The sequence below is a fragment of the Mesorhizobium japonicum MAFF 303099 genome, from assembly GCF_000009625.1.
GTDB lineage: Bacteria > Pseudomonadota > Alphaproteobacteria > Rhizobiales > Rhizobiaceae > Mesorhizobium > Mesorhizobium japonicum.
The window spans coordinates 279,491-293,006 of the sequence record NC_002679.1 but is presented as its reverse complement, the minus strand read 5'-3'; the positions used below and the strand labels follow the sequence as shown (position 1 = coordinate 293,006).

At 58.5% G+C, this 13,516-nt stretch carries 11 protein-coding genes and 3 pseudogenes; 10 read left to right on the top strand and 4 right to left on the bottom strand.

The features are described 5' to 3' along the window. Positions 1–27: 27 nt before the first annotated feature. Genes MAFF_RS36260 through MAFF_RS36250 form a run of 3 tightly spaced genes read left to right on the top strand, consistent with a single transcriptional unit; the run spans position 28 to position 3,247 of the window. The gene (locus MAFF_RS36260; protein WP_010915947.1) at positions 28–1,266 is read left to right on the top strand and encodes a tyrosine-type recombinase/integrase; all 1,239 of its coding nucleotides are present in this window, start codon (positions 28–30) and stop codon (positions 1,264–1,266) included. Next, on the top strand, positions 1,263–2,234 hold the full coding sequence (locus MAFF_RS36255; RefSeq protein WP_010915948.1) for a tyrosine-type recombinase/integrase: 972 nt from the start codon (positions 1,263–1,265) through the stop codon (positions 2,232–2,234). The genes MAFF_RS36260 and MAFF_RS36255 overlap by 4 nt, the downstream gene beginning before the upstream one ends. Beyond that, complete coding sequence (locus MAFF_RS36250) at positions 2,231–3,247, top strand: site-specific integrase (protein WP_010915949.1); 1,017 nt, start codon at positions 2,231–2,233, stop codon at positions 3,245–3,247. The genes MAFF_RS36255 and MAFF_RS36250 overlap by 4 nt, the downstream gene beginning before the upstream one ends. A 46-nt stretch (positions 3,248–3,293) precedes the next feature. Here the strand turns inward: MAFF_RS36250 and MAFF_RS39865 are convergent, their stop codons facing one another. Then, positions 3,294–3,548: a hypothetical protein gene (locus tag MAFF_RS39865; protein WP_162034380.1), complete on the bottom strand. Its 255-nt coding sequence runs from the start codon at positions 3,546–3,548 to the stop codon at positions 3,294–3,296. Between MAFF_RS39865 and MAFF_RS36245 the strand changes: the two genes are divergently transcribed. From MAFF_RS36245 to MAFF_RS39705, 3 genes and pseudogenes are all read left to right on the top strand, one after another. Next, positions 3,514–4,395, top strand: a complete 882-nt coding sequence (locus MAFF_RS36245; RefSeq protein ID WP_044552253.1) for a site-specific integrase — start codon at positions 3,514–3,516, stop codon at positions 4,393–4,395. The two genes, MAFF_RS39865 and MAFF_RS36245, sit on opposite strands and share 35 nt — an antisense overlap. A 30-nt stretch (positions 4,396–4,425) precedes the next feature. Then, entirely contained in the window at positions 4,426–5,610 is a 1,185-nt protein-coding gene (locus tag MAFF_RS36240; RefSeq protein WP_010915951.1) for an IS91 family transposase, read from the top strand. A 375-nt stretch (positions 5,611–5,985) separates the two neighbouring features. After that, positions 5,986–6,372 (top strand): annotated as a pseudogene (locus MAFF_RS39705) (hypothetical protein); the annotation flags it as partial. A gap of 90 nt (positions 6,373–6,462) precedes the next feature. On the opposite strand, the gene MAFF_RS38850 reads toward MAFF_RS39705, so the two are convergent. Genes MAFF_RS38850 through MAFF_RS41580 form a run of 3 tightly spaced genes read right to left on the bottom strand, consistent with a single transcriptional unit; the run spans position 6,463 to position 9,273 of the window. Beyond that, on the bottom strand, positions 6,463–7,473 hold the full coding sequence (locus MAFF_RS38850; protein WP_010915801.1) for a tyrosine-type recombinase/integrase: 1,011 nt from the start codon (positions 7,471–7,473) through the stop codon (positions 6,463–6,465). Continuing rightward, positions 7,463–8,413: a tyrosine-type recombinase/integrase gene (locus MAFF_RS36225; RefSeq protein ID WP_010915802.1), complete on the bottom strand. Its 951-nt coding sequence runs from the start codon at positions 8,411–8,413 to the stop codon at positions 7,463–7,465. The genes MAFF_RS38850 and MAFF_RS36225 overlap by 11 nt, the downstream gene beginning before the upstream one ends. After that, positions 8,413–9,273, bottom strand: a complete 861-nt coding sequence (locus MAFF_RS41580; protein WP_425280344.1) for a site-specific integrase — start codon at positions 9,271–9,273, stop codon at positions 8,413–8,415. Before MAFF_RS41580 ends, MAFF_RS36225 begins: the two co-directional genes overlap by 1 nt. Positions 9,274–9,836: 563 nt before the next feature. On the opposite strand from MAFF_RS41580, the pseudogene MAFF_RS36215 reads away from it, so the two are divergent. From MAFF_RS36215 to MAFF_RS36195, 4 genes and pseudogenes are all read left to right on the top strand, one after another. Next, positions 9,837–10,436 (top strand): annotated as a pseudogene (locus MAFF_RS36215) (lactate dehydrogenase); the annotation flags it as partial. A gap of 376 nt (positions 10,437–10,812) precedes the next feature. Continuing rightward, positions 10,813–11,538, top strand: a pseudogene (locus MAFF_RS38835) (hypothetical protein); the annotation flags it as partial. Positions 11,539–11,887: 349 nt separating this feature from the next. After that, a complete protein-coding gene (locus MAFF_RS36200) occupies positions 11,888–12,076 on the top strand; it encodes a hypothetical protein (protein ID WP_006205775.1) in 189 nt (62 codons plus the stop codon). A gap of 420 nt (positions 12,077–12,496) precedes the next feature. Further along, entirely contained in the window at positions 12,497–12,967 is a 471-nt protein-coding gene (locus MAFF_RS36195) for a MucR family transcriptional regulator (RefSeq protein WP_010915955.1), read from the top strand. Positions 12,968–13,516 lie beyond the last annotated feature (549 nt).

Genomic DNA, 13,516 nt, shown 5'->3' with positions numbered 1-13,516 from the left:
TACAGTTTCACCAATCGAGGTGAAGCCATGTCCATTCATAACAAACGAAGCAGTGCAGCCATCGCTGCCGCGCCCACCACCGATGAGATTCGCCGCATCTGGAGCGGGGAGCGGCGGTTTGGTGCAGGAACGGCGGACAAATATCTGATATGTATCCAGCAGTTTCGTACCTATTGCAGCCAGCTGGGACTGATCGAGCGAGAAGAACTGACCCTGGAAGGCGCTAATCGGTTCATCGGCTGGTATGCGCGGCGCCGGAGCCGGCCTCGAAGATCCCACCAGAATTTCCGGAGTGCCCTGCGGTCGCTCGCCCGTGTCTACCACCGGATGGGAGTTGCTCCTCCCGACTGGCAACCACCAAGAGCGGTTCAACCTCCGCCTTCACCATTATTCGCGGAGTATGATGCGTATCTCGTGCAGCATTTGGGTCTTGCTGAGCGTACGATCCACAAGCAACTGAGCCATCTTAGCAAATTTTACAATTACCTTGTCCGGGCAGGAAAGGAATGGTATTCGATACAACTGACCGATGTCGATGCATTTCTTGTTGGTTGCTCAACTCAATACTCTCGATCCTATGTCAGCAACATCGCCTCCACGGTACGTTGCTTTTACCGCTTCCTGCACTGGAGCGGTAAAAACCCGATCGATATCAGCGAAGCCATCATTGCGCCTATACAACGACCGTTCGAGCGTCCCAGGCGCGCTCTGCCTTGGGAGGATGTGCAGCGGCTGCTGAATGCGGTGGATCGGTCGACGCCGGTGGGACTTCGCGATTACGCAATCCTGTTGATGCTAAGCACCTATGGCCTTGGCGCCGCCGAGGTCAATCGCCTTCAATTCCAGGCCATTGACTGGAACGCCAACACTTTGGCGGTGTATCGCCCGAAGACGGGGGTCTCATTTACGTTGCCGTTGTTGCCGCCGATCAGCGAGGCATTGGCGCATTATCTTCGTTATGGCCGGCCGGTTGACACCCCCACGCGTCATATCTTCGTGCAGATGCAGGTACCCTTCGAACCGTACGTCCGTTCGAGTGCGATCGGCCACATTGTGGCGAAGCATGCGAGGAAGGCGGGGATCAACGCACCCTCCCTGGGCAGTCATGTCCTGCGGCACAGCCATGCGGGACGTCAGATCGATTTAGGCACTCGACCGCAGGTATTGTCCGAACTGCTCGGCCACAGCGATCCGGAGTCGGTTTCCGCCTATGTGCGGATCGCCACGGATTCCCTTCGTGAGATTGCCCTACCGGTGCCCGCATGACCACAATCGTCACCTTGATCGAACTGAAGAACGACGCCGAGAGCTTCGTGACGTTCAAGCGAGCGATGGGCTACCGCTATCAACGCGGTGCCTACGAGATCGACCGCTTTCTTCGCTTTTTGAAGCAACAGTGGAACGATGTAGACGCTATCCCGCTGGCCGATGCGATCAGCAACTGGTGTGGGCGTCTTCCCGGCCGCAAGGCTATCTCGCTCAGTGGCGAGTTCGGGATAATCCGGCAATTTTGCCTGCATCGCCGCCGTCGTGATCCCACCTGTTATGTGCCCGAGCACGCCTTCGCACCGGTGAAGGAGTCACCCTTCTTCCCGTACATTTTCAGCCGCGAAGAGGTCCTACGGATCCTCGCCGCTGCATCCGCGCACGAAGGCCATTTCATATGGGCGTCTATGTTGCGGAGGTTGGTCCTCATGCTCTATTGCACCGGAATCAGGCTCGGCGAAGCCACGCGCCTCAAGATGGAGGATGTCGATCTCGAGCGTGGAACGCTGCTGATCCGCAACAGCAAACGGCGGACCCGGATAGTCCCCATTCGCGAAGATCTTATCGGCGAACTTCGGCTCTACCTTCACGATCGGCGTAGGTTGCTTCTCGACCTCCATCGTCCGGATCACGGTGCCTTCTTCATTCGTCAAAAAGGTGGGCCGTTGGATATCAGTGGAGCCTCGGTGGCCATTCGAGAGATCTTACGCCGCCTCGACATCAAGCCTGCACGCGGACGCGTTGGAGCGCGACCGTATGAGTTCAGGCACGCCTTTGCTGTCCACCGCCTCACAGCCTGGGCAGAAGAAGGCGCCGACATCCATGTGAAGCTTCCGTTTCTCTCCGCATATCTGGGACATCAGAACATCCTTGGCACCGAGGTTTATCTGAAGGCGACCCCGCAACTGCTGGAGCTGGCAAGCACCCGGTTCGAGCAACATGTACGAAGCGCGAGGCAGCCTCGATGAACACCGCCACGCCCAAAGCGCTCTTTGCCCTCGTGGAGTCATTTTTCATCAGCTATCTGCCACGGCAGCGTGGTGCAAGCCCGCATACGACACGTGCTTACCGCGACACGCTGAAGCTTCTATTCCAGTTTGTCGCCCAGCGCCGCGGACGGGAGATCGCCGATCTCGTGCTGGAGGACCTGAACGCCGATACGATTGCCGGTTTCCTCGACCATCTTGAAAGCGAAAGATCCAACTCTGCCGCCACGCGCAATTGCCGGCGCGCTGCCCTGCGCAGCTTTTTCAAGCACCTTCTTCGCAATGACCTGGACAACGCTCTCCGTTATACACGGGTGCTGGCGCTGCCGGCGAAGCGGATGAAGCAGAAGCCGGTGACCTACCTCGAAGCAGTTGATGTGCGAGCGATTATCGGCAACCCCGATCGCAGGACGCACGATGGTTGGCGCGATCACACGCTATTGCTCTTTCTCTATAATTCAGCAGCGCGAGTGAGTGAAGCGACCGGACTGTTGTGGCGTGATTTGCAGTTGACACCGCCGCGCCAGGTTCGGTTAAGAGGGAAAGGGCGCAAGGAGCGGCTTGTTCCAATATGGCGCGAGACGGCGGACGCGCTGGGCCGGCTACGAAAGCTATCAGGTGGCGCGGACCACGAGCATGTTTTCGTCAACCGCCACAACCAGCCTCTGACCCGCGACGGTGTAGCATATATCCTGGCCAAACATGCTGCGTCGGTCGCCCGCGGGCGGCCAAGGCTGGCACGTGACCGCATTACGCCACACGTTCTTCGACACAGCGCGGCCGTCGCCCTGCTGCAGTCGGGCACAGATGTGACTGTCATACGCGATTATCTCGGCCATTCGAGCATTGCCACCACCAACCGTTATATCTCAACGAACCTGAAGATGAGACGCGATGCGCTCGAAACGTTCTGGAAACATGCGGGCATCGAAGCGACCCACGACAAGCCGTGGAAACCGAAGCCGGATCTGCTCTCTTTTCTCCAGTCACTTTGACTTTATCTGGAGATGTGGCCCGGTCTTTTCCGGCAATTGACGACGTTCACGAACAGCTACCCCAGATAAAACCGGGCGTGAGATAATGAGCATTGGACGAACCCGCTTCGCGGGCAAGCCTTGCTCGGAGGTCATTGATCCGGTGCAGGCGAGGCATCCTGGCATGATGGGCCGGACGTAATCGGCCGGGTTCATAGGGGCTTGCTTCAGGCAAGGTGACGCTGCTGCCCACGCGCAGCGTCACCTCAATGCCAAGGAGCCCTTTAATGACCCCGCTTCGGTTACGCATGATAAACGACATGCAGGTCCGCAATCTGTCGCCGCATACGCAGGACTCGTATCTGCTGCAAGTTTCGCAGTTTGCCCGCCATTTTGCGAAGTCGCCCGCCTTGCTCTGTCAGGAAGATGTCCGCACCTACCAAGTCTATCTGACGAATGAGAAGAAGCTGGCGCCGAAGTCCATACACGTGGCCGTTTCGGCGCTCCGTTTTTTGTACCGCGTCACGCTCGGCTTTGAATGGGATTTCGACCGCATCATTCCGTGCCCCAGGGTGCCCAAGACACTCGCCGTCATCCTCAGCCCCGAAGAGGTATTACACTTTCTCGGCTGCGTGGAGAGCCTGAAGCATCAGACGATCCTGACGACATGCTACGCCGCCGGGCTGCGGATTTCCGAAGCGGTGCACCTGAGACCGGAGGCCATCGACCGACAACGAATGGTACTGCGCGTCGATCAAGGCAAGGGGCAGAAGGACCGTTACGTCATGCTCTCGGCGCGCTTGCTGGAGACGCTGACCGACTATTGGCGTGCCGTCCGGCCGAAGACGTGGATGTTTCCCGGCACCATCCCCAACGAACCGATATCGACCAATGCGGTGCAGAACGCCTGCGGCAAGGCGCACCGGCTGTCGGGCCTGGGCAAGCCCGTGACGCCGCATTCGTTGCGGCACGCCTTTGCCTGCCACCTACTTGAGGCCGGCACCGATATCCGTACCATCCAGCTTTTGCTCGGCCATCGCAGCCTGTCGACCACCTCGCAATATCTGCGGATCGCAACCAGCAAGGTCTGCGCGGCGACGAGTCCGCTGGAGTTGTTGCCACGGCCAGTCCCGAAGGCGGCACCACCGCTACCACCTGAACATTTCTGACGGTCGCCCCATGGGGCATCTGGTCCGGAGGTGGCGGATGTATTCCGCCGCTATGGTGCTGCTTGGCGTGAGCAGCACGGCGCCTCGCTGTCGACCGAACGGCGTGCAGCCATGACGGCCATCGAGCGCTGCCGCACGGCGGCGCTCGGTGGCCATGTCGAACAATGCGACCGATGCGGTGAGCGGCGGATCGCCTACAACAGCTGCCGTTCGCGCAACTGCCCCAAATGCCAGTCCCTGGCGCGTGCGGATTGGATCGAAGCGCGGCGGGCGGAGCTTCTCGACACGCAATATTTTCATGTCGTCTTCACCGTGCCCGACGAGATCGCGGCGATCGCCTTCCAGAATCCCGCTACGGTCTACGACATCCTATTCCGCGCGACCGCCGAGACGCTGCGCACCATCGCTGCCGATCCCCAGCATCTCGGTGCTCAGATCGGGTTCTTCGCGGTGCTTCACACCTGGGGACAAAACCTCTCCCATCACCCCCATCTCCACTGCGTCGTTCCGGGTGGCGGGCTGTCGCCGGACGGGAGCCGGTGGATAGAATGCCGTCCCCGCTTCTTCCTTCCGGTGGCTGTGCTCTCGCGGCTGTTTCGTCGGCTGTTCCTGGAAGACCTGCAGAAAGCCTTCACAGCCGGCAAGCTACGCTTCTTCTCGTCGCTGGCAGGGCTCAGCGACGCCGCTGCCTTCCGGCGTCATCTGGATCGGGTGCGCCACATCAACTGGGTGGTCTTCGCCAAGGCCCCCTTTGCCGGCGCCGAGCAGGTGCTGAGCTATGTCGGACGCTACACGCACCGTGTAGCGATCGCCAACAGTCGCATCGTCGACATTGAAGATGGCAAGGTCCGTTTTCGGTGGAAAGACTATCGTGACGGCGATCGGCAAAAGGTGATGACGCTGGAGGCCGGGGAGTTCATTCGACGCTTCCTGGTCCACGTCCTGCCCGACGGGTTCAAACGCATTCGCTATTACGGGCTCCTGGGCAACCGTCATCGCAAGGAGAAGCTTGCCCGTTGCCGCGAACTGCTTGGAATGGCGCGCGCCGATGTACAGGCGGAACCGAAAGACAGTGCCGATTATCACGACAAGGTCGAGAAACTGACCGGGGTTTCCCTGCGCGAGTGCCCGACCTGCCAACAGGGACGGATGGTGTGCATCGAGGTCCTGGTGCCGTCTTCATCGAAGGTCGTGCAATTTTCGGATACGTCATGACGAGCGGCTGCACGCAACCATCGTTGGTTCGCCATGCTGCCTGTCGCGTCAGGCAACGGGCACCCTGTTGCCGGGCTTCCGGAATTGACCGATCGACGCTTCGTACTCGCTGCCCTTGCGTGTCACGACAACATGCTTTGACGTGGATCTTTCGTCTTGATGCCGCGCTTGGCTACGTCCCTCGGCCAAATCAGCGCCGGCATGCGCAGGGGCACAGCATTCAAAACCCATAGCAGCAACGTCGCGCCCTGCGGCTTCGTCCAACACGTTTTTAGCTTACCGGCGCAGCCAATGTAGGCACTTGAATGGTTGGCGGCCGCTACAGCGCCGCCAACCTAAAAACGCTCTCTATTATCTCGAGCTCGAGATAATGTCCAGGCGGCCCGCGAATTTCTGGCGCTCTATCCGACCGCGCGAATCCTCGTGGCCGATGAGACGAATTTTTCCAAGGACAAGCGACATCGCTTCCTGTCACGGGCGGCGACCGCCGCTTGGGACGCGATCATCATCACGCACAGCGCCTTTCGCTTCATCGGCGTGCCGTCGGCATTCGAGCAACAGATGATCCACGACGAACTGGAACTCTACGAGAGGCTGCTGACCAAGGTCGAGAGCGACGACCGCGTCTCGCGCAAGCGTCTCGAGCGGCTGAAGGAGGGGCTCAAGGAACGGCTGGAGGCGCTGGCGACTCGCAAGGACGACCTGCTCACCATCTCCGAGATCGGCGTCGACCAGATCATCGTCGATGAAGCCCAGGAGTTCAGTTATGCGCAGATCGATATTATGTGCAGCTCACCGTGCGGCGTAAAAGTGCCAGCGCAATTGGCTAACGCTGAACTGCACATAATAAAGTTAGAGTGCCTGCAGGAACTGCATCAAGGCGTCGGGTGGCCTATAGCGGGTTCTCCCAGTTTGCAGAGGTTGGAGACGCGCAAGAGCGCGCTCCTTCATTGATAAATCAGCCTGAAGATAGTTGTGCGTCGTCGTCGGGCTTTCGTGGCCGAGCCAAAGCGCGATTACAGAGATATCAACTCCGGACTGCAGGAGGTGCATTGCTGTTGAATGTCGGAAGGTGTGAGGAGATATTGTCTTCGCAAGAAGTTGCGGTTTTTTCTCCGCCGCTTTCTTGACGTAAAGAGCGAGACGCTGTGTTACGTTTGATCGGGTCATTGCAACGCCATCCCGATTAGGGAAAAACGCTGCGGACCCCGCAACATCTCCGGCTTCACGCCTCCATGCCCGAAGCAGATTGGCCGAACTCCGCCACAGGGGAACTGTGCGCTGTTTGCGCCCTTTGCCATTGATATGGATGCACGCAGAACCGTCCAAAACGACATCGGAGACACGAAGGCCAATTAATTCCGATACTCGGCCTCCCGTATTGTACATCGTTGTGAAGAACGCTTGATCCCTTCGACCGGTCCATTCCAGCTGGTTCGGCGCATCGAGAATGGCCTGCATTTCCTCCCGAGAGAGAAACTCGAGCAGGGGTTTGTCGTAGCGCTTCTGAGGGATTGCCAAAGCTCGCTGGATGGTCGGCAAAGCGGTAACGTCATGATGGGAAGCGTAATGAAGAAAGGACCGGATTGCGGAAAGACGAACGTTGCGGCTGCGCGGGCCGTTGTCGCGCTCTCGCTCCAGATGGTCGAGAAAGGCGAGGATCAATTCCGAATCGAGATCCAGCAACTCGACATTTGCCGGGGCCTTGCCAATATGCCGCTCCGCGAAGCGCAGCAACAGGCGGAACGTATCCCGATAAGCCGCAATAGTCCGCGGACTGACCGCGCGCTGATTGGTAAGATGTTCGGTGAAGTACCGCTGTAGCAAGACCGCGAAGGAAGGGTGCGTTTTTCTATTCGGCATTTTCGGCCCCCCGCGCACTCTCAGCAAACGCCTCGAAGCGCTGGCCAACAACCGTCATGAGTTCAGGAATGCCGGTAAGGTACCAATAGGTGTATGTCACTGCCACGTGGCCGACGTAGGTCGAAACGTATAGCATTGCGTTATCGATGTCGGCTCCTTCCTTGTGCCATTGGGTCACTCGCCGGCATATGAATGTATGCCTCAAGTCATGAATTCGCGGAGCCCGCCAGTTGCCACGAGGCGCCCACCCCAATTTCGTGCGCAATCTGATGAACACGCCTTCGACTGTTCGGCGTGGAAGAAGACCCCCGGTCTGGGAGACGAAGAAGTAGCTCTCCGAGGTCAGTGGCAACTGTTGCCTGACACCAAGATATCGGGACAAAACCTCGCACACTGTAGCGTGCAGAGGAACCAGTCGCGATTTGCCCAGCTTTCCCTGACGCACTATCAGGCGTCCTGACCTCAGATCGACATCGGAACAACGTAGATGAAGCGCTTCTGAAAGGCGTAACCCTGTCGAGGCCAGAAGACCGAACAGCGTCTCATAAGTTGCCGATGGCAACGTGCCGGGTAGTTCCCTGGCCGCAGCCAGCAGTTCGGAGATTTCCAGTTCAGTATAGATGTGAGGTGTTGGTCTTCCCTTTGGTCGACCAAAGACATCAACCCGAGGTACTTCAGATTTGCCGTCCACTCGTGAGCAATGGCTTATAAAACGACGAATGTTGATTAAACGCTTCGTCCATGTAGTTGGCTTCTTGCTGTCAGTGCTTTGCGCCCAATCAAGAATGATGTCGGATGTCAGCGCTCCGGAGTGTCCGCGTTGATCGACAAACCGAGCAAATGACAGCAGGTAGGCACTTGTGGTGGTCAAGGCGTAGCCGAGACGACGGCTATCGTCGATATATTCTTCGGCTCTAGATTGCCAGGTTTCATTGCACATCAGACAACCCTCCCCGGCCACGGGAGTGCGACTGCGGCTAGGCGATCCGCGTCAACCTTCAAATACACCATCGATGTATTCAGGCTCCGATGTCGAAGGACATCGGAGATTTCCTTCAGAGGGGCTCCGTCCCGAAGAAGTTGGCTGGCGACGCTGTGACGGAGAATATGAGGTCGCGTGTGGGACCAACCGCAGCGGCGATAGGCTGCCTTGACGATATTATGCACCACCACTGTGCTGAGCGGCTTATCAAACGGCGCCTTGCACCGAACAAATAGCGCGCGGTTTGATGTCGCCGGACGCTCTTTCGATAAGTATTCCGCGATGGCACGACCCGTCTCGAATGGTAATGGAAGCATGTCCGTACGGCGACTTTTGCCCTTTACTATTCGCAACGTGCCGTTTCGCCAGTCGATATCGCTCAGCGTAAGTTTTAGAACTTCGCATCCCCTCAGTCCGAGGTCGGCCAGGCAGCGCAACATCGCATGGTCCCGCCGCGCGGATGGTAGAGATCCATCAGACGAGGCGAGAAGATCGGTGATTTCCGATTTTGAAAGTGTGACAGCGAGCTTTGCAAGTCGTCTGTTGGCCGGCCGCGGGATCGTTCCCGCTAACAACTCAACCGGATCGCCTGCAAGCGCTCGAAACCGAAGATAACAGGAGAGTGCCTGGCCCTTTACACGCGCAAGGCCGGTGCTCCGAGAGCCAGTCGGCACATCAAGAACGAACTTTCTAATGTCAGCGGCAGTTATCGCGGAAGCTACTACGCTGCCCCTGCCGAAGCGTGCAGTAAGAAAACGCGTGAGAAGGAGAACCCGTTGATGGCGCGTCCTTGAGGCAAGTCCCCTTACATTGTCCATGTACTGGTCGAATTTTATCATCTCCTCCGCGATAGCGGTCACTTCATCGGGAGCACAATGAAGGCGGCGTGACCTAATAACTCGGTAAAGTAGTGATATTGCTGCGTTATTGGTGTTACGCCATATAATCCGTGGAGGTGGACATTCGCAGCGCGGCAGGTGTTCTTCTATAAAACGGCGGCCGGAGGATTCATCAATCTCCTCTAATGGGATCTGCTCCGCGGCGATCCAACTGGCAAAATGTCCGACGCAACACAGATATCCGCGCCTGGTACTTTTGGCATACCGACCGTCGCAGAGAGCGGACTCGTAATCCACTGCGTAAGCTTCCAGAACTCCTCCCATCGGCGAGATGGGTAGCGGGGCTCTGTTCTTCATCACGTAAACCATATAGGGCTCCTGTTAGTTGAAAGCCCTCACAGCAGATCCCAAAATTATGTGCAGTGCGCGCGGAAAAAAGTGTGTCAGAACGACTAAAATACTTGCGCCAAATGCTTGGACTTAACTCATCGATGTTCATAATATCGATCTGCGCATAACTGAACTTAGGATAATATGTTCATAAATTCCGGAAGCTCAGCTTCGCCACCAACATGTCCACGCTCAAGGGCGTCGATCCGAACGGCTCGCAGCGCGCCTGGGACCTTTATGTCAACTCCCGGTTCGTGGAGACGAAGAATCCGGGCCGGGCGCTCGTGCTGGCCTCCGGCACGCCGATCACCAATACGCTTGGCGAGATGTTCTCGGTGCAGCGCTATCTCGGCTACGAAGCGCTGCTTCAGCGCGGCCTGCACGAGTTCGACGCCTGGGCTTCGACCTTCGGCGACGTCACGACTGAACTCGAATTGCAACCATCCTGCAAATACAAGCCGGTGACGCGCTTCGCCACCTTCGTCAACGTGCCGGAGCTGATCGCCATGTTCCGCTCCTTCGCGGATGTGGTGATGCCGCAAGACCTTCGTGAATATGTGAAGGTGCCGGCGCTTTCGACCGGAGCGCGTCAGATCATCACCGCCAAGCCGTCCGCGGCCTTCAAGCGCTACCAGATGGTGCTCGACGCCCGCATTAAGGCCATCGAGGAACGCGACCGTCCGGCAGAACCTGGTGACGACATCCTGCTCTCGGTTATCACCGATGGCCGGCACGCTGCTATCGATCTGCGGCCTCCGACTTCTTGAAATCCTGCATGAAGGCAATTTCCGATGCCGGAACGCCCAGGCGGACCAGCTCGTCGCGAATCCAGCGATAGGCCGAGAAGCCTCTGGTTTTCTCGACGCTGATCGTGCCGAGATCGGAAAAAATCATCTGCGCTGCGCCCGGAAGCTCGAACGGCTTGCCGTCGGAGCGGACATAGCTGCTTTCCGCTGTTTCTTGCCAGATACGGAAGGCATTGCCGATCAGGTCGTTGAGCTTGTTGTCCGGCTCGTTGTCGTCGTCCGGATCGATCAGGCCGTGTCTCCGGACAGGGCGGCCGCGATGAAGCGCGCCTTGCGCTCGTTGTTCTGCCACATCTGTGCGTCCATCGATCCTTCCGTGGCGTCCATTCGGCGGTTGGAGGATACGGGCGAGGGGCAGGCCAGCCAGTTCGCGATGGCCAAGGCGATCGCCTCGGGCGATCCGCGTCTGATGCAGAAGGCAGGTCTGGAGGCAGACATTGCCCGTCTGGAGCGCCTTCGCGCGGCCCACATTGATGATGAGCACGCCGTTCGACGGCAGATCCGCGATGCCGAGCGCGATATCCAATGCTCGACCCGGCGCATCGGCGAGGTAGGGAAAGATATCGAGCGCCTCGTGCCAACGACCGGCGATGGGTTCAGCATGGTGGTCGGGGGCGAGGCGTTCACGGAGCGCAAACTTGCCGGTCGCGCGCTGATGAAGGAAATCCTGACTCTCGTGCAGCTTCAGAAGGAAGGCGAAACCACTATCGCCTCCATCGGCGGGTTCGATTTCGAATATTCCGGCGAGCGTCTCGGCAAGGACGGCTACCGCTATGCCACCATGTTGATGCGCACCGGCGCAGATTGTGAAATCGAGCTCCCTGTGACCACCGCGCCGCTTGGTGCCATCGCCCGGCTCGAGCATGTCTTGGCCGGCTTCGAGAGCGAGCGGGAACGATATTGCCACCGTCTGGAGGAGGCCGAGCGCAGGCTCACCTCCTATCGCTCGCGTGAGGGCGGCGAGTTCGGATTCGCTGGTGAACTGGCTGAGAAGCGCCGGCAGCTTGCGGAGATCGAAACCGATCTTGCGTCTTCAATTGATGGCTAGGATCAACGTGCAGCCGCATAGTAGCCTCGACACAAGCTGCCGGTGATTGTCAGCCATTCACCGGCGGCAAAGGTTCAAGGCCACTCGGGTGCAGGCGATGCAGGAAGCGCGCCGAACTGCTTACCCACATGTTGATGCCACGTTTCGGTCATGCTCGGCTCCGGCCAGCCAGACCACATGACGTAACGTCAAGAATCAGCTAACTGGATCATTGCGGCGGACCTGATTGGACCGTCCGGCCGGCGCCTGCCAGAGCCCCCCGCAAAAGCAGGCGCCGGCCTTTCAGCGCTTGAAGGGCGAGCAGTCATATTGTTTCGTCTTGTCCCCATCCAGATACGAGGCAGTTGCGATGGACGACACCAAAGGTGGCGCAAACCACACGTCCGTTGAGATAGTCGAGGCCATGGGCGAATGGTTCGTCCGTGTTGTTGGGAACGGCGAAGAACTTACCCGATCATTCGACCTAGAATCGGTCGCCCTTGCCTTCGCTGAAGGCCAGCGGATACGTCTAGGGCTTAAGGACTTCAAGCGGATCTGACCGGACTTCCGCGTTCACACCATCGCCGCCTAAATTCAGTTTGCTATCGATCCGTTGCGGATGGCCCTGTGTCGTGCCGATCAACTTCCGTTCTTCACCATAAGACGGCAGGACCAAAGTCTTGCGCCATGCGAGCAAAGGCCTGACGTAACCGCTGTGGTTCCGTACTTGTCCGTTGGACGTTCCGTTATTTTAGCTAATCCGCATGTAATCGGCCCGTCACTTAGGTGGCTGACGGGCCGCCTGTTTTATTGGTCTACAGCTTAGTCACGGCCAAAAAGAACGCGTCAATTTCGGCGTCGCTCTTGCCCAGCGCCGCAAAGCCGGCCGCCATCATTGGCCTAGAATAGATCAGGCCCAGTTGCGTACTGGACATTGCTCAAATAGAGATGGGACAAATCAGACAAAAGGACCGACACATTGACAGAAGAATCCGACCACCGCGCCGCCGAACTAGCCGAGCTTACTGCGGAGATTGTGTCCGCCTACGTAAGTAAGAACCCTTTACCGGCTACCGGCCTGCCTGAACTAATCGCATCCGTGCACATGTCTCTGTCCGGGCTTGGCACGCCGACCGCGCCAGTCGTTGAGCCGCAAACTCCCGCGGTCAACCCGAAGAAGTCGGTGACGCCAGACTTCATTATCTGCCTCGAAGACGGCAAGAAGTTCAAATCCCTGAAGCGGCACCTTAGCACGGACTTCGGTTTGACGCCGGACGCCTATCGCGAGAAGTGGGGCTTGCCGCGCGACTATCCGATGACGGCTCCGAATTACGCCGCTCAGCGCTCGCAACTGGCGAAGTCCATCGGACTTGGCCGCAAGGCTGAACCCGTCGCGCCAGCCAAGAAAGCACCTGCGAAGCGGAAAGCCAAAGTGTCCGCCACCACCTGACGCGACGTAACAGCTATGTCAAGGCGCGGCGGATCCCAATCCCGCCCGTGGCGGGTGCCATTCGGATAAGCTTCAGCGAGGGCGCCGGCCTTTGTTCTTAGCGGGGCGGAACTCGCCGGGCGAAGAAACCCCAACCACCTCAAGCCCGGCGAGCCTACACGGGATCAACCCGCACCACGTCCGAAGCAAGAGCAATGCCAGCACTTTGGTCCCGAAATGGGACATACCGGGGTCCCCGCTAGCAGCCGGGTTTCTCTTCATAGAGAACAAACACAGAGCAAAACCTTCTGGGCTGTCGCCACGGAGCCGCCGCGCCGCGACAGAAAACCGTCCAACGACCCTGCGAGCGCTGATTGAGGTCCACAAGACAGCATACGCGGCGTTCGGCAAGGCCTCTACGAAGTGGGCGAAAACAGCCGTGACCAGGATAGAGCGAGCCGAGTTGAGGAAATGGCGCGGCTGGCCATCTGCGCCTATCCTGCGATCAGGGAAGGCAATGCTTGGCTAAGGCCCGATATCTTTTAGAGTTCGAGGCGCGCGGCTCCGCTC